The 19,422-nt window shown below is 71.6% G+C and carries 19 protein-coding genes; 13 read left to right on the forward strand and 6 right to left on the reverse strand.

Translation table 11 applies throughout. The features are described from left to right. Nucleotides 1–72 precede the first annotated feature (72 nt). Nucleotides 73–273 (reverse strand): acyl-CoA carboxylase subunit epsilon, encoded by a 201-nt coding sequence (locus tag ACGF0J_RS01510; protein WP_393141190.1) that lies wholly within the window; start codon nucleotides 271–273, stop codon nucleotides 73–75. Next, a complete protein-coding gene (locus ACGF0J_RS01515) occupies nucleotides 270–1,856 on the reverse strand; it encodes an acyl-CoA carboxylase subunit beta (RefSeq protein WP_393141192.1) in 1,587 nt (528 codons plus the stop codon). Before ACGF0J_RS01515 ends, ACGF0J_RS01510 begins: the two co-directional genes overlap by 4 nt. 36 nt (nucleotides 1,857–1,892) lie before the next feature. On the opposite strand from ACGF0J_RS01515, the gene ACGF0J_RS01520 reads away from it, so the two are divergent. From ACGF0J_RS01520 to ACGF0J_RS01530, 3 genes are all read left to right on the forward strand, one after another. Continuing rightward, nucleotides 1,893–2,678 carry an ABC transporter ATP-binding protein gene (locus ACGF0J_RS01520; RefSeq protein ID WP_393141194.1) on the forward strand — a complete coding sequence of 262 codons (786 nt, stop codon included), beginning with the start codon at nucleotides 1,893–1,895 and terminating at the stop codon, nucleotides 2,676–2,678. Beyond that, the gene (locus tag ACGF0J_RS01525; RefSeq protein WP_393141196.1) at nucleotides 2,675–4,267 is read left to right on the forward strand and encodes a hypothetical protein; all 1,593 of its coding nucleotides are present in this window, start codon (nucleotides 2,675–2,677) and stop codon (nucleotides 4,265–4,267) included. The genes ACGF0J_RS01520 and ACGF0J_RS01525 overlap by 4 nt, the downstream gene beginning before the upstream one ends. Nucleotides 4,268–4,335: 68 nt before the next feature. Further along, entirely contained in the window at nucleotides 4,336–6,957 is a 2,622-nt protein-coding gene (locus ACGF0J_RS01530; RefSeq protein ID WP_393141198.1) for a phosphoenolpyruvate carboxylase, read from the forward strand. A 70-nt stretch (nucleotides 6,958–7,027) separates the two neighbouring features. Here the strand turns inward: ACGF0J_RS01530 and ACGF0J_RS01535 are convergent, their stop codons facing one another. Together ACGF0J_RS01535 and fdhD are read right to left on the reverse strand one after the other, a co-directional pair. Then, nucleotides 7,028–8,149 (reverse strand): epoxide hydrolase family protein, encoded by a 1,122-nt coding sequence (locus ACGF0J_RS01535; RefSeq protein ID WP_393141200.1) that lies wholly within the window; start codon nucleotides 8,147–8,149, stop codon nucleotides 7,028–7,030. Between the two features lie 67 nt (nucleotides 8,150–8,216). Next, nucleotides 8,217–9,065 (reverse strand): formate dehydrogenase accessory sulfurtransferase FdhD, encoded by an 849-nt coding sequence (gene fdhD / locus ACGF0J_RS01540; protein ID WP_393141202.1) that lies wholly within the window; start codon nucleotides 9,063–9,065, stop codon nucleotides 8,217–8,219. A gap of 131 nt (nucleotides 9,066–9,196) precedes the next feature. On the opposite strand from fdhD, the gene ACGF0J_RS01545 reads away from it, so the two are divergent. From ACGF0J_RS01545 to ACGF0J_RS01580, 8 genes are all read left to right on the forward strand, one after another. Next, nucleotides 9,197–10,018 carry a biotin--[acetyl-CoA-carboxylase] ligase gene (locus tag ACGF0J_RS01545; protein ID WP_393141204.1) on the forward strand — a complete coding sequence of 274 codons (822 nt, stop codon included), beginning with the start codon at nucleotides 9,197–9,199 and terminating at the stop codon, nucleotides 10,016–10,018. A gap of 33 nt (nucleotides 10,019–10,051) precedes the next feature. Further along, a complete protein-coding gene (locus ACGF0J_RS01550) occupies nucleotides 10,052–10,576 on the forward strand; it encodes a PH domain-containing protein (protein WP_393141206.1) in 525 nt (174 codons plus the stop codon). A gap of 39 nt (nucleotides 10,577–10,615) precedes the next feature. Continuing rightward, nucleotides 10,616–11,701, forward strand: coding sequence for an S-(hydroxymethyl)mycothiol dehydrogenase (locus ACGF0J_RS01555; RefSeq protein WP_393141208.1), 1,086 nt, complete (start codon nucleotides 10,616–10,618; stop codon nucleotides 11,699–11,701). After that, a complete protein-coding gene (locus ACGF0J_RS01560; protein WP_393141210.1) occupies nucleotides 11,702–12,322 on the forward strand; it encodes an MBL fold metallo-hydrolase in 621 nt (206 codons plus the stop codon). 122 nt (nucleotides 12,323–12,444) lie between these two features. After that, on the forward strand, nucleotides 12,445–12,621 hold the full coding sequence (locus tag ACGF0J_RS01565; RefSeq protein WP_393141212.1) for a bacterioferritin-associated ferredoxin: 177 nt from the start codon (nucleotides 12,445–12,447) through the stop codon (nucleotides 12,619–12,621). A gap of 17 nt (nucleotides 12,622–12,638) precedes the next feature. Further along, nucleotides 12,639–13,124, forward strand: a complete 486-nt coding sequence (bfr, locus tag ACGF0J_RS01570) for a bacterioferritin (protein WP_393141214.1) — start codon at nucleotides 12,639–12,641, stop codon at nucleotides 13,122–13,124. 367 nt (nucleotides 13,125–13,491) lie between these two features. Beyond that, the gene (locus ACGF0J_RS01575) at nucleotides 13,492–14,160 is read left to right on the forward strand and encodes a response regulator transcription factor (RefSeq protein WP_043620820.1); all 669 of its coding nucleotides are present in this window, start codon (nucleotides 13,492–13,494) and stop codon (nucleotides 14,158–14,160) included. 3 nt (nucleotides 14,161–14,163) lie between these two features. Next, nucleotides 14,164–15,441, forward strand: coding sequence for an ATP-binding protein (locus ACGF0J_RS01580; protein ID WP_393141216.1), 1,278 nt, complete (start codon nucleotides 14,164–14,166; stop codon nucleotides 15,439–15,441). Here the strand turns inward: ACGF0J_RS01580 and ACGF0J_RS01585 are convergent. Continuing rightward, a complete protein-coding gene (locus ACGF0J_RS01585) occupies nucleotides 15,425–15,904 on the reverse strand; it encodes a GtrA family protein (protein ID WP_393141218.1) in 480 nt (159 codons plus the stop codon). The two genes, ACGF0J_RS01580 and ACGF0J_RS01585, sit on opposite strands and share 17 nt — an antisense overlap. A 264-nt stretch (nucleotides 15,905–16,168) precedes the next feature. Here ACGF0J_RS01585 and ACGF0J_RS01590 point away from each other — a divergent pair, with 264 nt between their 5' ends. Both ACGF0J_RS01590 and purE read left to right on the forward strand, forming a co-directional pair. After that, nucleotides 16,169–17,317, forward strand: a complete 1,149-nt coding sequence (locus ACGF0J_RS01590) for a 5-(carboxyamino)imidazole ribonucleotide synthase (RefSeq protein WP_393141220.1) — start codon at nucleotides 16,169–16,171, stop codon at nucleotides 17,315–17,317. Between the two features lie 52 nt (nucleotides 17,318–17,369). Further along, nucleotides 17,370–17,858 (forward strand): 5-(carboxyamino)imidazole ribonucleotide mutase, encoded by a 489-nt coding sequence (purE, locus tag ACGF0J_RS01595; RefSeq protein ID WP_393141820.1) that lies wholly within the window; start codon nucleotides 17,370–17,372, stop codon nucleotides 17,856–17,858. A gap of 155 nt (nucleotides 17,859–18,013) precedes the next feature. Here the strand turns inward: purE and ACGF0J_RS01600 are convergent, their stop codons facing one another. Beyond that, a complete protein-coding gene (locus tag ACGF0J_RS01600) occupies nucleotides 18,014–19,327 on the reverse strand; it encodes a UDP-glucose dehydrogenase family protein (RefSeq protein WP_393141222.1) in 1,314 nt (437 codons plus the stop codon). Nucleotides 19,328–19,422 lie beyond the last annotated feature (95 nt).

Below are 19,422 nucleotides of genomic sequence, written 5' to 3' on the forward strand. Positions count from 1 at the left end.
CGACTATATACTCCTACTTTTCTAGATAGTCCCAACTCCTCGGGAACTTGACACCCGTTTCCCGGGATCTATCTAGGGGAGGGCGCTCGTCCGCCAAGCCGACTTCCCCGTGGAGAGGGGCTTACGCATCTGCCGGGCGGGGTTTCGCCACGTTCGCGCGGGTGGCGGGGCGGGCGCCTTCGGGGCCGCCCGCCGGGCGGCGAGCACCGTCACCAGGGCGGCGATCTCCTCGGGGCTCGCGTCGCCGCGAACAATGCGCAGATGTCCACTCATAGAGGGATGTTCCCATGCTTCTTCGGTGGCAAGGAGGCCCGCTTGTTCCGCAGCGCGCGTAGCGCCCTGATGATCTGCGGCCGGGTCTCCGACGGCTTGATCACCGCGTCCACGTAGCCGCGCTCGGCCGCGATGTACGGGTTGGCCAGGGTGTCCTCGTACTCGGTGACGAGCCTGGCCCGCTCCGCGTCAGGCTGCTCGGCCGTGGCGAGCTCGCGCCGGTAGAGGATGTTGACGGCGCCCTGCGCGCCCATCACCGCGATCTGCGCGGTCGGCCAGGCCAGGTTGACGTCGGCGCCCAGGTGCTTGGAGCCCATGACGTCGTACGCCCCGCCGTACGCCTTGCGGGTGATGACCGTGATCAGCGGAACGGTCGCCTCGGCGTAGGCGTAGAGCAGCTTGGCGCCACGGCGGATGATTCCGTTCCATTCCTGATCCGTGCCCGGCAGGAAACCCGGAACATCAACAAATGTCAGAATGGGGATATTGAATGCGTCGCAGGTGCGAATGAATCGCGCGGCCTTCTCGGAGGCGTCGATATCCAGGCATCCGGCGAAATGCATGGGCTGGTTGGCCACCACTCCGACCGACTGCCCGTCCACCCGGCCGTACCCGACCACGATGTTCGGCGCGAACAGCGCCTGCACCTCCAGGAACTCCCCGTCGTCCAGCACGTGCTCGATGACCTGGTGCATGTCGTACGGCTGGTTGGCCGAGTCGGGGATCAGCAGGTCGAGGTCGGGATCGGGCTCCAGGTCGGCGGCGGCCTCGAAGACCGGCGCCTCGTCCAGGTTGTTGGACGGCAGGTAGGACAGCAGCGCCTTGACGTATTCGAGCGCGTCGTGCTCGTCGGCCGCCTGGTAATGGGCCACGCCGGACTTGGTGTTGTGCGTGTGCGCGCCGCCCAGTTCCTCGAACGTCACCTCCTCACCGGTCACCGTCTTGATCACGTCGGGACCGGTGATGAACATCTGCGAGGTCTGGTCCACCATCACGATGAAATCGGTCAGCGCCGGAGAATAGACGTGCCCGCCGGCCGCCGCGCCCATGATGAGCGAGATCTGCGGGATCACCCCCGAGGCGTGCACGTTGCGCTTGAAGATCTCGGCGTAGAGCCCGAGCGCGACCACGCCCTCCTGGATGCGCGCGCCGCCGCCCTCGTTGACGCCGATGATCGGGCAGCCCGTCTTCAGCGCCATGTCCAGCACCTTGACGATCTTCTCGCCGTACACCTCGCCGAGCGAGCCGCCGAACACCGTCACGTCCTGCGAGAAGACGCACACCTGACGGCCGTCCACGGTGCCGTGACCGGTGATCACCCCGTCGCCGTAGGGCCGCTTCCTGTCGAGCCCGAACATCGTCGAGCGGTGCCTGGCCAACTCGTCGAACTCCACGAACGAGCCCTCGTCCAGCAGCGCCAGGATCCGCTCACGCGCCGTCATCTTGCCCTTGGCGTGCTGCTTGTCGACCGCCGCCGCCGAACCCGCGTGCACGGCCTCGTCCCGCCGGCGCTCCAGGTCTGCGATCTTCCCGGCGGTGGTGTGGATGTCCGGCTCGGCGGGCGTGGGCTCGGCAGCTGTCATGCGCGCAAGGGTAATCCCTCCTCCTAAGGTGGTTCCATGACGGACGCGGTTCGCACACACGGGCTCTTCAAGCGCTACGGACCTCAGGTCGCCGTCGCCGGGGTCGAGCTCGTCGTCCCGGCGGGCAGCTTCGCGGGGCTCGTCGGCCCCAACGGCGCCGGCAAGACCACGACCCTCGGCATGGTCACCGGGCTGCTCCGGCCCGACGGCGGCCGGGCCGAGGTCGACGGGCTCGACGTCTGGCGCGACCAGGTGCTGGTCAAGGCCCGCATCGGGGTGCTGCCCGAGGGGCTGCGGCTGTTCGAACGGCTGTCGGGCCGCGAGCTGCTGCTCTACAGCGGCCGGTTGAGAGGCATCCCCAAGGCCGACGTCGAGCGGCGCGCCGACGAACTGCTGAACGTCATGGACCTGGCCGGCGCCGCCGACAAGCTCGTCGTCGACTACTCCACCGGCATGCGCAAGAAGATCGGCCTGGCGGCCGCGCTGCTGCACAACCCGTCGGTGCTCTTCCTCGACGAGCCGTTCGAGGGCGTCGACCCGGTCAGCGCCAGCACGCTCACCGAGGTGCTGCGACGCTTCACCGCCTCCGGTTCGACCGTCGTCTTCTCCAGCCACGTCATGGACCTCGTCGAGCGGCTGTGCGACTGGGTGTCGGTGATGAGCGGCGGCGCCATCGTGGCGCAGGGCCCGCTGGCGGAGGTGCGCGGCGGACGCAGCCTCAACGAGGCGTTCCTCACCCTGGTCGGCGGGCCGCGCGGCACCGGCGACGCGGGCCTCACCTGGCTCGGCGCCCGTTCGGCCGCTCCGGAGGAGCAGCGGTGAACGCGCCGCCGCGGTGGAGCGTGCCGGGCACGGTCGAGCTGTTCGCCCGGCTGAAGCTCCGGCTGCTCGCCGGAAACCTGCGCGGCGACCTCGAACGCAAGCTCGGCTTCGGCTTCACGCTCGTCATGGCCGCGCTCCTGACCGCGGGCGGCTTCGCCCTCATGGCGCTGGTCCGGCTGGCGCCGCAGGACGTCGCCGTCGACCTCGTCATCGTCGTCTACACCGTCTTCCTCATCAGCTGGATGGTGGTGCCGCTGCTGGCGTTCGGCCTGGACGACACGCTCGACCCGGCCCGGCTGTCGCTGTTCCCCCTGCGTACGGGGCAGCTCGCGGTCGGCATGTTCACCGCCTCCGCCACCGGCGTGTGGCCGCTCGCGACGCTGATCGTCACGGCCGGCGCGCTGGCCGGCCTGGCCACGGGCGTGGGTGGCGTGCTGGTCGGGCTGGTGGCCGTGTTCCTGCAGTTCGCGCTCTGCCTGGTGCTGTCGCGGCTGGTGACCACGTCCCTGTCCGGCGCGCTGCGCACCCGGCGCGGCCGTGACGTGCTGGCCGTGGCGGCCGTCTTCGTCGTGCTGCTCGCCCAGCTCCCCAACCTGCTCCTCAACGCCGACCTCGCGGACCCGCGGGCGATGCTGCACAGCGCGGCGGGCGTGCTCAGGTGGACGCCGTCGGGTCTGACCGCCCACGCCATCGCCGACGGCGGCCTGACGGGGCTGGCGGAGCTGCTCGTCGTGGCGCTCGTCGTGGCCGTGGCCGCCTGGCTGTGGATCAAGGTGTTGGGCCGGGCCCTGGTGACGCCCGACGCCTCGACGCAGGCCGGGTCCGTGCGCGAGGGGAGCGGCCTGCTCGACCGGCTGCTGCCCGACGGGCCGCTGGCCGCCGTCGTCGGCAAGGAGCTGAAGTACCTGCGCAGGGACCCGCGGCTGCGGGTGATCTGGTTCACCGCCATCGTCGTCACCGTGGTGCTCGCCTTCAGCCTGAGCGGCAACACGCAGGGAGCGCCGGGGCCGTGGCTGCCGGTCGTGCTGACGAGCATCGGCGCGGCGATGATCGCGCTGCAGTCGGGCAACGCCTTCGGCATCGACGGCCCGTCCTATTGGATGAACGTCGTCGCCTGCGGCTCGGAGGAGCACTTCCGCACCGACCTGGCGGGCCGGCATCTGGCGACGGCGCTGGTGGCGACGCCCGTGCTGGTGGTGGTCGCCACGGCCGCCGCCCTGTTCGCCGGCGCCCCGGTGATGATCGTGCCGGCCGTGCTGACCGCGTGGGGCGTGCTCGGCGTCGGCCTCGGCGCCGGCTCGGTGACCAGCGTCACCATCCCGTACACGGTGCCGGAGCGGATGAACGCCTTCACCGGCGCCGCCCCCGGCCAGGGCGGGCAGGCGTTCGCCTCCTCCATGGGCGCGCTGCTCGGCGTCGTGGCCGGTTCGCTGCCGCTGGTGCTGCCGGTGACGCTCGGAGCCGCGTGGGTCAGCGCCGTGGCGCCGCTGTACGGGCTGCTGGCCGCCACGCTCGGCCGCCGCCTCGGCGCGAGGATCGGCTTCGCCCGGATGCCGGACCTCGTGGCGGCCGTGTCGAAGCCCTCGTGACCAGTGGTCTAGTCCAATAGGTGAGACCCGGATACGGCCGTTCACGACGACTGGATACCCTTCGAGACATGATTGACCAGGGGATCGAGCGTCGTAGCGCCGCCGTCACCGAGATGCCCGAAGAGCTCCGCCACGATGTGCGGCTGCTCGGCAAACTGCTCGGCCAGGTGATCGCCGAACAGGGCGGCGAGGACCTGCTGGCCGACGTCGAACGGCTGCGCAAGGCCGTCATCGCCGCCCGCAGAGGTGAGGCCTCGGCCGACGAGGTCAGCGCCATGGTCGCCGAATGGGAGGTCGACCGGGCGGTGCAGATCGCCCGCGCCTTCACCTGCTACTTCCATCTGGCCAACCTGGCCGAGGAGCACTACCGCATCCGGACGCTGCGCGAGCGCGACACCGAGGGCGGCGTGCAGCGCGAGTCGCTGGCGCAGGCGGTGCACGAGCTGGGCGCCGAGCGCGTCGCCGAGCTGGTGGAGAGCCTGGAGCTGCACCCGGTGCTCACCGCGCATCCCACGGAGGCGCGCCGGCGCGCGGTCGTCACCGCCATCCAGCGGATCAGCGGTCAGCTCACCGAGTACAACACGCCGGGCCGCGGCGCCTCCGAACGGGCCGAGAGCAGGCGCCGGCTGCTGGAGGAGATCGACCTGCTGTGGCGCACGGCCCACCTGCGCCCGAGCAAGCTCGACCCGCTCGACGAGGTGCGCACGGCCATGGCCGCCTTCGACGAGACCCTCTTCCGGGTGGTGCCGCAGGTCTACCGGTCGCTGGACGTGGCGCTCGCCGGCGACAGCGGCACCCGCCCGCCGCTGGCCAGGCCGTTCATCCGCTACGGGAGCTGGATCGGCGGCGACCGCGACGGCAACCCCAACGTCACCGCCAAGGTCACCCGTGAGGCCGTTCAGATCCAGGCGGAGCACGTGCTGAGCGCGCTGGAGACCGCCACCACGCGCATCGGCCGCACGCTCACCGCCACCGCCCAGTTCGCCGCGCCGTCGCCCGAGCTGACGGCCGCGATCGCCGCCGCCGAGGATGCCCACCCCGAACTGGTCTCCGAGCTGGCCACCCGCTCGCCGCGCGAGCCGCACCGGCAGTGGCTGCTGTTCGTGGCGGCCCGCATCGCGGCGACCCGCCGCCGCGACCTCGACCTGGCCTACCTCTCGCCCGGCGACCTGCTCGCCGACCTGCGCCTGGTCCAGGACTCGCTGGCCGGCAGCGCCAGGCGGCAGGCGTACGGGGAGTTGCAGCACCTGGTCTGGCAGGTGGAGACGTTCGGCTTCCACCTCGCCGAGCTGGAGGTGCGCCAGCACTCCCAGGTGCACGCGGCCGCGCTGGAGGAGGTGCGGGCAGGTGGCGAGCTGTCGGAGCGCACCGAGGAGGTGCTGGCCACGATCCGGGTGATCGGGTGGATCCAGGAGCGGTTCGGCGTGCGGGCCTGCTCGCGCTACGTCGTCTCCTTCACCCGCGACGCCGCCGACGTGGCCGCCGTCCACGAGCTGGCGCGGCACGCGCTCGGCTCGCGGGCGCCGGTGCTGGACGTGGTGCCGCTCTTCGAGTCGGGCCAGGACCTCGCCAACTCGCCGCGGGTGCTGTCGGGCATGCTGGAGATCCCGCAGGTCCAGGAGCGGCTGGCCGCCACCGGGCGGCGCATGGAGATCATGCTCGGCTACTCCGACTCGGCCAAGGAGCTGGGGCCGGCCGCCGCGACGCTGCGCCTGTACGAGGCGCAGGAGCGGCTCACGGCCTGGGCCGCCGAGCACGACGTGCGGCTGCGCATGTTCCACGGCCGGGGCGGCGCGCTCGGCCGCGGCGGCGGCCCGGCCAACCGGGCCGTGCTCGCCCAGGCTCCGGGGTCGGTCGCGGGCAGCTTCAAGGTCACCGAGCAGGGTGAGGTCATCTTCGCCCGCTACGGGCACACGGCGATCGCCCGGCGGCACATGGAGCAGGTGGCCAACGCCGTCCTGCTGGCCTCGTCGCCGACGGTCGGCGCGCGCACGGCCGCCGCCGCCGACCGCTTCCGCGGTCTCGCCGAGCAGGTGGCGATCGCTTCGGAGCGGGCGTACCGGTCGCTGACCGAGGCCGCAGGCTTCCCCGAGTGGTTCGCCCTGGTGAGCCCGCTGGAGGAGCTGGGCTCGCTGCGCCTCGGCTCCCGGCCGGCCCGCCGGGGGCTCGGCGCGCCGCGCTCGCTCGACGACCTGAGGGCCATCCCGTGGGTGTTCGCCTGGGCGCAGACCCGGGTCAACCTGCCCGGCTGGTACGGCCTGGGCACCGGGCTCGCGTCGGTCGCCTCGCTGGACGAGCTGCGCGCGGCCTACCGGGAGTGGCCGCTGTTCAACGCGATGCTCGACAACGCCGAGATGTCGCTGGCCAAGACCGACCGGTCCATCGCGGAGCGCTACCTGGAGCTGGGCGGCCGGGCCGACTTCACGGAGCAGGTGCTGGCGGAGTACGACCGCACCCGCTCCCTGGTGCTCCAGGTCACCGGTCACACCCGCCTGCTGGAGAACCGCAAGGTCCTCTCGCGTGCCGTCCAGCTCCGCGACCCGTACGTGGACGCGCTGTCGCACCTGCAGCTCCGCGCCCTGCGCGCGCTGCGCACGAGCACCTTCACCGACGACGAGCGTGACCGCCTGTCCACGCTGCTCCTGCTGTCGGTGAACGGCGTCGCCGCGGGCCTGCAGAACACGGGTTGACGGCCGGAAGCCGCGGCCTTCCCCGGTGGGGGCCGCGGCGGTCCGGTCATCGGTCGCGCAGCGGGGTGGGTCAGAGCGAGGCGAAGAACGTCCGCACGTCCTCGACGAAGGCGGCGGGCTGCTCGGCGGGCAGGAAGTTGCCGCCGCGCGCCAGCTCCGACCAGTGGACGACGTTGCTGTCGCGCTCGGCGAAGCGCCGGATGGCGACGTCGGTGCTCAGCGCCACGGCCACGCCGGTGGGGACGGTGCCGCGCTCCTTGGGCGCCCAGGCGGAGGCGTCGTGGGCCATCTCGTAGTAGAGGTTGGCGGACGACCCGGCGGTGCCGGTGAACCAGTAGAGGCTGACGTTGGTCAGCAGCAGGTCGCGGTCCACCGCGTCCTCCGGCAGCTCGCGCTCGGCGTCGGTCCACTCCTTGAACTTCTCCACGATCCAGGCGAGCTGGCCGACGGGGGAGTCGTGCAGCCCGTAGGCCACGGTCTTCGGGCGGGTGGACTGGATGATGTTGAAGCCCATCATGTCGTCGCGGAAGTTCTGCAGCCGGGCCAGCCGCTCCTGCTCGGCCTCGGTCAGCCCGGCGAAGTCGGCCGGGTCCTCGGACGGGAAGGTGACCAGGCCGTTGACGTGCACGCCGACGACCTTGTCCGCCGCCTGGCGGCCGATCTCGACGGCGGTCCACGCGCCGCCGCCCTGACCCTGCACGCCGAAGCGGTCGTATCCGAGCCGGTCCATGACCTCGACGAACGCACCGGCGATCCGGCCGACGTTCCAGCCGGGACCGGCGAGCGGGCCGGAGAAGCCGAAGCCGGGCATGTCGGCGGCCACGACGTGGAAGTCGCGTGACAGCTCGTCGATGACCTCGGCGAACACGGCGAACGAGGCGGGCCAGTCGTGCAGGAGCAGCAGGGGGGTGGCGTCGGGGTTGGCGGAGCGGACGTGCGCGAAGTGGATCGGCTGGCCGTCGACCTCGGTGACGAACTGCGGGAACGCGTTGAGCCGGGCCTCGGCGGCCCGCCAGTCGTAGCGGTCGGCCCAGTAGGCGGCCAGCTCGCGCAGGTAGCCGGTGGGGACGCCGCGGCTCCAGCCCTCGCCGGGCAGCTCGTGGCTCCAGCGGGTGCGGCGCAGGCGGTCGCGCAGGTCGTCGATGTCGGTCTGGGGGATGTCGATGCGGAAGGGGCGGATCTCGGCGCTCATGACGGAACCTCTCGGGCGAAGAAGCGGAACGGCTTGTTCTGTTCCCAGAATAGCAGAACGGAATGCTTTATTCCACTACTGACCGCACCCGGTCGAAGCCCGCGTAGACGTTGCACCGCTCGCCGCGCAGGAACCCCACCAGCGTCATCCCGAACTCCCTGGCCAGGTCCACGGCCAGCGACGAGGGCGCCGACACCGCGCACACCACCGGGACGCCGGCCGCCAGCGCCTTCTGCATGATCTCGTAGCTCGTCCGGCCGCTGACCATGAGCACGTGCCGGTCCAGCGGCAGCCCCCCGGACAGCGCCGACCAGCCGAGCACCTTGTCCACCGCGTTGTGCCGGCCCACGTCCTCCCGCACCGCCACCAGCTCGCCCTCGGCCGTGAACAGGCCCGCCGCGTGCAGGCCGCCCGTCTTGCCGAACACGCCCTGCGCCTCGCGCAGCCGATCCGGCAGGCCGTACAGGACCTCGGGGGTGAGCGTGACCGGACCCGGCGGCAGGGGACGGCAGCGGTCGCGCAACGCGTCCAGGCCGGCCGACCCGCACACGCCGCAGGCGCTGGAGGTCAGGAAGTGCCGGTCCAGCGACGGCAGGTCGGGGACGGGCCCGCGCAGCCGCACGGTCACCGTGTTGTAGCGCGCCTCGGGCGGCACGTCCTCGTCGGCGCAGTAGCCGATCGCCGCGATGCCGTCCGGCGTGGCCAGGCCCTCGCCGTGCAGGAATCCGGCGGCCAGCTCGAAGTCGTGACCGGGGGTCCGCATGGTGATCGCGACGGTCCGGCGGGTGCCGTCGGGCGAGGCGAGGCGGATCTCCAGCGGCTCCTCGGTGGCCAGGTCGTCGCGGCGGTCACCGGCCGTGGCGCCGGTGAGCCGGCGGACGCGGACACGGGTGGTGGGTCCCGGGCGGCCGGTCATGGCCGCCGCGCGAGGGAGAACGTGACGGGGAGTGTGAGGTAGCGCACCCCTCCATCTTCGCCGCACGGCCTAGCCGCGGCCCGGGGAGGGGCCGGTGCGGACCGTGCGGGGCGGTCCGCCAAGATGGAAGGGTGCCCGACTCGCGCTACTCCGACCTGGAGCGCCCGCCTCTCTCCGAGGCGGCGCTGAACCGAGCCCTGGTCCGTCCGGGCGGCGTGTGGACGGGCGTGACCGTCGTCGAACGCACCGGCTCGACCAACGCCGATCTCGCCGCCCTGGCCCGCGAGGGCGCCCCGGAAGGGGCGGTGCTGGTGGCCGAGGAGCAGGTGGCCGGCCGGGGCCGGCACGGCCGCGCCTGGACCGCCCCGCCCCGCTCCGGGCTCATGGTCTCGGTGCTGCTGCGGCCCGGCCCGCCGGTGGACACGCAGGGCTGGCTGCCGCTGCTGTTCGGCGTCGCCGCCGCCACGGCCGTGCGGCGGCTCGCGGAGCTGGACGTGCGGCTCAAATGGCCGAACGACCTGCTGATCGGCGAGCGCAAGCTGGCCGGCGTGCTGGCCGAGCGGACCGAGGACGCGGTCGTCATCGGCATGGGCCTGAACGTGTCGCTCAAACCCGAGGAGCTGCCCGTGCAGACCGCCACGTCGCTGGCCATCCAGCAGGGCGCCTGCCTCGACCGCGACCCGCTGCTGCGGGCCGTGCTGCGCGAGGTGGAGTCGCACTACCGCGACTGGAGTGAGGCCGGCGGAGACGCCGACCGGTCCGGGCTGCGGGCCGCCTACCAGGCCTCCAGCGCCACCATCGGCCGCGACGTGCGGATCGAGCTGCCCGGCGACCGGTTCCTCACCGGCCGGGCCACCGGCATCGACGGCGCGGGCCACCTGCAGGTCGCGGCCGAGGACCGCCGCTACACGCTGAGCGCGGGCGACGTCGTCCACGTCCGGCCGGGCGGGTAGCCGCGCGACCGCCGAGGTGGCACCATGTGCCCCATGGCCATCCCGGATCACCATCTCACGGAGGGTGAGCGGCGGGTCAGGTCCTTCCATCCGCACTGGAGGACGCTGGCCGGGCCCTTCGCCGCGCTCGTGCTCATCGCCGCGGCCTCGGGCGCCGGGCTCTGGCTCGTGCCGGGCTCCTTCGAGTACGCCGGCTACGCCCGGATCGCCATCTGCGCCGTCGCGCTGGCCCTGCTGACCGTCTGGTCGTTCGCCCCCTACCTGCGATGGAAGAACACCGGCTACGTGCTCACCACCCACCGGCTCACGATCAGCAGCGGCGTGCTGAACAAGGCGACCGACGAGATCCCGATGGCCAGGATCACCACGGTCGGCTCCGGCCAGACGCTGATCGAGCGGCTGCTCGGCAGCGGCACGCTCACCGTGGAGTCGGCGGGGGAACGCGGGCCGCTGGTGCTGCGCGACATCCCACGCGTCCAGGAGGTCCGGGGCGAGCTGTTCCGGCTGCTGGAGGACGCCTCCGACGGCGAGCCGGACACCGACGCGGCGAGGCGCTGAGTCTTGCGGTGATCACCCTCCTGACACAAGATGGCTGCCATGCCGTACGAAGTTCAGGGTGTCATCGCCCGAGGTAAAGGCAGAGAAGTTTCCGTCGAGACGGTGATCGTGCCCGACCCCGGGCCGGGCGAGGCCGTGGTCGCCGTCCAGGCCTGCGGTGTCTGCCACACCGACCTTCACTACCGCGAGGGGGGCATCAGCGACGACTACCCGTTCCTGCTCGGCCACGAGGCGGCGGGCGTCGTCGAGGCGGTCGGCGAGGGGGTCACGGGGCTGGAGCCGGGCGACTTCGTCATCCTCAACTGGCGGGCCGTCTGCGGCCAGTGCCGCGCCTGCCTGCGCGGCCGGCCGCAGTACTGCTTCGCCACCCACAACGCCACGCAGAAGATGACCCTGGCGGACGGCACGGAGCTGTCGCCCGCGCTGGGCATCGGCGCGTTCCTGGGCAAGACGCTGGTCGCGGCCGGCCAGTGCACCAAGGTGTCGGCCGAGGCGCCCGCCGAGGTCGCCGGCCTGCTCGGCTGCGGGGTGATGGCGGGCATCGGCGCCGCGATCAACACCGGCGGCGTGACCCGGGGCGACTCGGTCGCGGTGATCGGCTGCGGCGGCGTCGGCGACGCGGCCGTGCTCGGCGCCTCGCTGGCCGGCGCCGCCACGATCGTCGCGGTGGACGTGGACGACCGGAAGCTGGAGTGGGCGCGCGGCTTCGGCGCGACGCACACGGTGAACTCCCGCGAGAGCGACCCGGTGGAGGCGATCCGGGAGCTCACCGGCGGGTTCGGCGCGGACGTGGTCATCGAGGCGGTGGGCCGGCCGGAGACGTACCGGCAGGCGTTCTACGCCCGCGACCTGGCGGGCACGGTCGTGCTGGTCGGCGTGCCGACGCCGGAGATGACGCTGGAGCTGCCGCTGCTCGACGTGTTCGGCCGGGGCGGCGCGCTGAAGTCGTCCTGGTACGGCGACTGCCTGCCGAGCCGCGACTTCCCCATGCTCATCGACCTGTTCCGGCAGGGCCGGCTGCCGCTGGACAAGTTCGTCAGCGAGACGATCCGGCTCGACCAGGTGGAGGAGGCGTTCGCCAAGATGCACCGGGGCGACGTGCTGCGATCGGTGGTGATCCTCTAGATGCTCGACAGGGTCATCACCTCCGGGACGTTCTCGCTCGACGGCGGCACCTGGGACGTCGACAACAACGTGTGGCTGGTCGGCGACGCCCGGGAGGTCCTCGTCATCGACGCCGCGCACGACGCGCGGGCCATCGCCGACCGCGTCGGCGGGCGCACGATCAGGGCGATCGTCTGCACCCACGCCCACAACGACCACATCGACGCGGCCGGCGAGCTGGCCGCGCTCACCGGCGCGCCGATCCGGCTGCACCCCGCCGACCAGGTGCTGTGGGAGCAGGTCTACGGCGACGAGGTGCGCTACCGGCCGCTGGCCGACGGTGAGAAGCTGGAGGCCGGCGGGATCGCGCTGGAGGTGCTCCACACGCCCGGCCACTCGCCCGGCGCGGTGTGCCTGTACACGGCCGACCTGTGCGCCGTGTTCAGCGGTGACACCCTGTTCAAGGGCGGCCCGGGAGCCACGGGCCGGTCCTACTCGTCGTTCGGGACGATCATCGAGTCGATCCGCGACCGGCTGCTGACACTGCCCGGCGAGACCGTCGTGCACACCGGCCACGGCGACTCCACCTCGATCCGGGCGGAGGCGCCTCACCTGGAGGAATGGATCGCCAGGGGACACTGACGCCTGACCCGGAAGCCCGCGATCTGTGGCGCGGCTAACATAGGCAAGCCTTACCGAAGTCGGTTACATTAGGCCTGCCTAACCTAAGCGGGTTTCCGACGTGTTGAGAGGCTTCTCCCCCGATGTACGTGTGTGTCTGTCGTGCCGTGACCGAGAGCGAGGTCCACGACTGCATCGCCGCCGGCGCCAGGAGTGCGCGCCAGGTGCGCGACACCACGGGTGCCGGGGGGGATTGCGCCTCTTGTGTCCGGAAGATATGTGCGATCCTGAAACGGTCGGAAGAACTCACGACCGCCTAGGCACGAGGGGCCCGTTCATGCAGGGCGACAAGCAGATCATCGAACTGCTCAACGAGCAGCTGACCGCTGAGCTGACCGCGATCAACCAGTACTTCCTGCACGCCAAGATGCAGCAGAACTGGGGCTACACCAAGCTGGCCAAGTACACCCGCGACGAGTCGATCGACGAGATGCGCCACGCCGAGGTGCTCACCGATCGCATCCTGTTCCTCGAGGGGCTGCCCAACTACCAGCGGCTGGGCACCCTGCACATCGGCCAGACCGTCGAGGAGCAGCTCCGGGCGGACCTCGAGATCGAGCTGGGAGTGGTGCAGCGGCTGCGGCCCGGCATCCAGCTCATGCGCGAGAAGGGCGACTCGACCTCGGCCCGCATCTTCGAGGAGATCCTCGCCGACGAGGAGCACCACATCGACTACCTGGAGACCGAGCTGGCGCTGATCCACAGCCTGGGTGAGCAGCTCTATCTCGCCCGGTACACCGACCCGTCGTACAGCGACGACTGACCGGGGCCCGACCCGCGGTCACCGCACGCGCCGCGCCCGCCGGAGAGACCCTCCGGCGGGCGCGGCGCGTCGTGGTTCGGCCGGGTGGTTCGGCGCGGGGTGGTTCCGGCCGCGTGGTCCTCGGCCGCGTGGTCCTCGGGGTGTGGCCCCGTCCGGCGCCGCCGGGGTCGCGCGACACGCCGAGGCCGGGGAGCCTTTTCGGGGAATGGCAAGATCGAAATTGTGCATTCCACCCGACAATCGCGGTAATTTAAACGTGACTAGCCGATATTTATCAGCGTTTGCCCAGGTCAATGGATAGGTCAACGACGAGTCAAACCGTGCGCTGTGACCGGGAAACGATCGCTTAAGGTCCTACGATCGCTTCATGACCTGCGTACTTCTCGCCGAGGATGACACCTCGATTTCCGAACCGCTGGCGCGTGCCCTGCGCCGTGAGGGATATCAGGTTGAGGTGAGCCCCGACGGCCCGCAGGCCCTGGAGAGGGCTCTGTCGGGGGGCATCGACCTGATCGTTCTCGACCTCGGTCTGCCGGAGATGGACGGGCTGGAGGTCGCCCGCCGGATCCGCGCCGAAGGGCATGGCACCCCGGTGCTCATACTCACCGCCCGTGTCGACGAGGTCGACACCGTCGTCGGCCTCGACGCCGGCGCCGACGACTACGTCACCAAACCGTTCCGGCTGGCGGAGTTGCTCGCCCGCGTGCGAGCGCTGCTGCGCCGCGGCACGTCCGAGACCCCGGTGGTCCAGGGCGTCCGCATCGACGCCGACTCCCGCCGCGCCTGGATGGGGGAGAAGGAGCTGCACCTGACGACCAAGGAGTTCGACCTGCTGCGCGTGCTGGTCCGCGACGCCGGCAAGGTGGTCACCCGCGAGCAGATCATGCGCGAGGTGTGGGACACCAACTGGTGGGGCTCGACCAAGACACTCGACATGCACATCTCGTGGCTACGCCGCAAGCTCGGTGACGACGCGGCCAAGCCCCGCTACATCACCACGGTCCGGGGAGTCGGCTTCCGCTTCGAACGCGAGTAGGGGATGCGCCGCCGTCTGCTCACCTCGACTCTGGTGGTCGCGGTCATCGCGGTCCTGTTGCTGGGGGTCCCGCTGGGCATCGTGGTCAGCCGTCTGATCGTCGACGAGGCGGCCCAGGAGCTCAGGGCGGAGGCGACCCGCCTCGTGGGGGAGGTGGAGTACGCCCGCATCCAGGAGACACCGCTGGATCCCCAGCAGCTTGAGCAGAAGTATCCCGGCCGCCACATCCAGATCTACGAGCGGGCCAACCCGCCCAAGGCGACCATCGTCGGCATGGCTCCGCCGGCGGGCCAGCAGATGGCCGAGGACGCGCAGTCCGAGAACGGCATCTACGTCCGGGTGAGTCGCGACCGGGACCAGATCGAACAGGACGTGCGCGCGCGCCTGCTGCTGATCGTGGCCCTGGCCGTCGCGGCTCTGGCCGTGGCGGTGGGCCTGGCCATCGTGCAGTCGCGCCGGTTGACGCTGCCGCTCCAGGACCTGGCCAAGATCGCCGAACGGCTGGGCTCCGGCGACGCCCGGCCGAGCCGGCACCGCTACGGCATACCGGAGCTGGACCGGGTGGCCGAGGTGCTCGACCGCAGCGCCACCCGCATCTCCGACCTGCTGACCCGCGAGCGCGAGTTCGCCACCGACGCCTCCCACCAGCTACGCACGCCGCTGACGGGGCTGACCATGCGCCTGGAGGAGATCGTGGCCGCCTGCGACGACCCGGAGACCGTGCGCGAGGAGGGCGAGGCCGCCATCGTGCAGGCCGAGCGGCTCACCGCGGTGATCGACGAACTGCTCGCCGCGGCCCGCAGGCAGCGCCACGCGCAGGCCGAACCGGTGGCCATCGACGAGGTGCTCATCCAGCAGATCACCGAGTGGGAGCCGGTCTTCCGCGGCGGTGACCGCACGCTGCTGCTCGAAGGCGCCCGGGGACTGAAGGCGCTGGCCACGACCGGCGGCTTCGGCCAGGTCATCGCCACGCTGCTGGAGAACTCCCTGCGCCACGGCGCCGGGACCGTCACGGTCACCACCACCCAGGGCGACACCTACATCGTGGTCGAGGTGGCCGACGAGGGGCCCGGGATCGCCGACGACATCGCGCCCAAGGTCTTCGAGCGCAACGTGAGCGGTGGAGGCGGCACCGGGCTGGGGCTGACGCTGGCCCGTGCCCTGGCCGCCGCCGACGGCGGCCGGCTGGAGCTGGTACGGCGCCGCCCCGCGACGTTCGCGATCTTCCTGCGGCCGGCCGACGAGAACGGCCCGACCCGGGTCGTCACCGGTCCTGCCTGACCTCCACGTCCGGCAGCTCGGTGGGGATGGGCTCGGTGGCCTCCAGGAACACCCACTTCTTGTACGACCAGAAGCGGAACAGGGTGCCGAGGCCGACGCCGATGATGTTGGCGATGTTGAGGCTCAGCAGGTCGCTCAGGCCGAGCGTGTAGCGGGTGAAGCCGATCACCAGCAGGCCGATCAGCAGGGCTATGCCGTTGAGCATGAAGAACAGGAAGTACTCGCGGCCGAGGCCGCTCTGCTCCCGGTGCCGGAACGTCCAGAACCTGTTGCCGACGTAGGCGAAGGTCGTCGAGACGACCGCCGCGAACACCTTGGACGTCAGCGGGCCCTGGTCGAGCATCAGGAACAGGTTGAGCATGCCGAGGTCGAGCAGGAAGGCGAGCCCGCCGACGATGCCGAACTTGGTCAGCTCGCGCAGCAGGGCCTCGAACCGCTGGTAGAGGGGCTTGATGAAGTCCACGTCTCCTGGTCGGTCCTTCCCTGTGCGCGGCGCCTGTGAGGCTTGGGGTCACCAGCCTACTGGTCGCGACCCTCGGCCCGGGTCGGAGCGGGGAGGATCACCGCTCATGGCAGTACATCCCTCATATCGGCTTATGCCCGGACAAAGGCTCATTATGAGCAATCCGCCGTGGACGACCCGATCACGCCGGGCCGCCCCGGGCGACGGCGCTGAACTGGGGCGCGGCTGCGAAGCAGCCGGTGCGTCCCGGTAAGCTCACCACACGTGAGTTCCTACAGCCCCATCGGCCCGGTCGTCGGCGTGGTCGGCGCGGGCCAACTGGCCCGGATGACGCAGCAGCCCGCCATCGCCCTGGGCGTCGAGCTGCGGGTGCTGGCCAACGCCCCTGACGAGAGCGCCGCCCGGGTCATCGTCGACACCCGGATCGGCGACTACCGCGACCTCGGCGACCTGCGCGCGTTCGCCAAGGGGTGCGACGCGATCACGTTCGACCACGAGCACGTCCCCACCGAGCACATCAGCGCGCTGGCCGCCGACGGCTACGCGGTGCACCCCGGGGCGGCGGCGCTCGTCCACGCCCAGGACAAGGCGGTCATGCGCGAGCGGCTCACCGCCCTCGGCGCGCCGTGCCCCGCCTGGGCCAGGGTGGCCGGCGTCGAGGACGTCACCGCCTTCGCAGCCGAGCACGGCTGGCCGGTGGTCCTCAAGGCCGTCCGGGGCGGCTACGACGGCCGCGGCGTGTGGGTGTGCCGCTCGGCCGCCGACGCCGAGACGGCCTTCGCGGCCGGGGTGCCGCTGATGGCCGAGGCTTTCGTGCCGTTCCGGCGGGAGCTGGCCGTGCTGGTCGCCCGCTCGCCCCACGGCCAGGGCGTCAGCTACCCGGTCGTCGAGACCGTGCAGCAGGACGGCATCTGCGTCGAGGTGCTCGCGCCCGCCCCCGGGCTGGACCCGGAGGAGGCCGCGCAGGCCCAGCGCATCGCCCTGCAGATCGCCCACGAGCTGGGCGTGACAGGGCTGCTGGCGGTGGAGATGTTCGACACCGGCCACGGGCTCGTGGTCAACGAGCTGGCCATGCGCCCGCACAACAGCGGCCACTGGACGATCGAGGGCGCGCGCACGTCGCAGTTCGAGCAGCACCTGCGGGCCGTGCTCGACCTGCCGCTCGGCTCGCCGGCCATGACCGCGCCCGTCGTCGTCATGGCCAACCTGCTCGGCGGCGACGACCCCGACCTGTTCAAGCGCTATGAACACGTGATGGCGCACGACCCCGGCATCAAGGTGCACTTCTACGGCAAGCAGGTGCGGCCCGGCCGCAAGATCGGCCACGTGACGGCCGTCGGCGACGACCTCGACGCCGTCCGAGCCCGCGCCCGCCACGCCGCCGTCCACCTCACCACGGGGGAGTACACGTGACCGGGATGTCCCCGCGGCCCGCGAAGGAGACGGCGTGAGCATCGGCATCGTCATGGGGAGCGACTCCGACTGGCCCGTGATGAAGGCGGCGGCCGAGGCGGTGGCCGAGTTCGGCGTGCCGTTCGAGGCCGACGTGGTCTCGGCGCACCGCATGCCCACCGAGATGATCGACTACGGCCGTCAGGCCGCCTCCCGGGGCCTGCGCGTCATCATCGCCGGCGCGGGCGGCGCGGCCCACCTGCCCGGCATGCTGGCCTCGGTGACCCCGCTGCCCGTCATCGGGGTGCCGGTGCCGCTGAAGTACCTCGACGGCATGGACTCCCTGCTGTCGATCGTCCAGATGCCCGCCGGGGTGCCCGTCGCCACCGTCGCCGTGGGCGGGGCACGCAACGCGGGGCTGCTGGCCGTGCGCATCCTCGCCGCCGCCGACCCCGAGCTGCGGCGACGCATGGAGGACTTCCAGGAACGGCTCAAGGAGCAGGCGTACGCCAAGGGCGAGCGCCTGCGCGCCGAAGCGGCCGCTCTGGGCGACCCTCCGTGAGGGAGGCCGTGGCTGCCCCGCATCCGGAAGCCACGGTCCGGAAGACGGCGTGACGGCGGCCCGCCGTCACCCGGTCAGCGGGCGTCTTCCTGGAGGCCCGCAGCCCCTTGCGGCGGGTGGCGGCCTGCTCGGCCGTGCCGTCACCGAAAATGAACCTATGGTCTGCCGAGGGCGCGGTAGTGCCAGCCGGCGGCGCGCCAGGTCTCGGCGTTGAGCGCGTTGCGACCGTCGACGATCCTGCGGGTGGCGACCACCTGCCCCAGCGTCTCCGGGTCGAGGTCGACGAACTCCTGCCACTCGGTGAGCAGCAGCACCACGTGCGCCCCGCGGGCCGCCTCCAGCGCCGAGTCGCCGTACTTGAGCTCCGGGTGCGCCTTGCGGGCGTTGTCCAGCGCGATCGGGTCGTACACCGTGACCTGCCCGCCCTGGTGGCCGATCGTGACCGCGACGTCGAGCGCGGGCGAGTCGCGGATGTCGTCGGAGTTGGGCTTGAACGCGGCTCCCAGCACCCCGACCGTGCAGCCGTGGAACGAGCCGCCGGCCAGCTCGCGCGCCAGGTCCACCATGCGGGCGCGGCGGCGCATGTTGATGGCGTCCACCTCGCGCAGGAACGTCAGCGCCTGGTCGGCGCCCAGTTCGCCGGCGCGGGCCATGAACGCCCGGATGTCCTTGGGCAGGCAGCCGCCGCCGAACCCGAGCCCGGCGTTCAGGAACCGGCCGCCGATGCGGTCGTCGTAGGACAGCGCCTCCGACAACTGCTTGACGTCGGCGTGCGCGGCCTCGCAGACCTCGGCCATGGCGTTGATGAACGAGATCTTGGTGGCCAGGAAGGCGTTGGCCGCGGTCTTGACCAGCTCGGCCGTCGCGAAGTCGGTCACCACCATCGGCACGTCGCCCAGCGGCTGGTACACCTCGCGCAGCACCTTCTCGGCCCGCTCGGACCGCACGCCGATCACGATGCGGTCGGGCGTGAGCGTGTCCTGCACGGCGAAGCCCTCACGCAGGAACTCGGGGTTCCAGGCCAGCTCGGCCTCGATGCCGGCCGGGGCCAGCCGGGCGAGCTTGTCGGCGAGCCGGCCCGCGGTGCCGACGGGCACGGTGGACTTGCCGACCACCAGGCACTCGCGGTCGAGGTGCGGCGCCAGCGACTCGACGGCGGCGTCCATGTAGGAGACGTCGGCGGCGTACTCGCCGCGCTTCTGCGGCGTGCCCACGCAGATGAAGTGCACGTCGCCGAAGGCGGCGGCCTCCTCGTAGGAGGTGGTGAAGCGCAGCCGGCCGGATTGGAGGCCGCGGCGGAGCACGGGTTCGAGCCCGGGCTCGTGGATGGGGAGCTCACCTCGGTTGAGACAGCGGACTTTGTCGGCGTCGATGTCGAGGCCCAGGACGTCGAATCCGAGATCCGCCATGCAGGCCGCATGCGTGATGCCCAGGTATCCGGTCCCGATCACCGTCAGGCGATATGGCACGTGTGAGCTCCTTTCGATCGCCCAGGCATGCTACCGGCCGTCGTTACCCCCTTCTGTGCCACCTGGGCCTTTTCACAAACCGTACCGACTGGTAA

Source organism: Nonomuraea sp. NPDC047897, from assembly GCF_043204415.1.
Taxonomy (GTDB): Bacteria; Actinomycetota; Actinomycetes; order Streptosporangiales; family Streptosporangiaceae; genus Nonomuraea.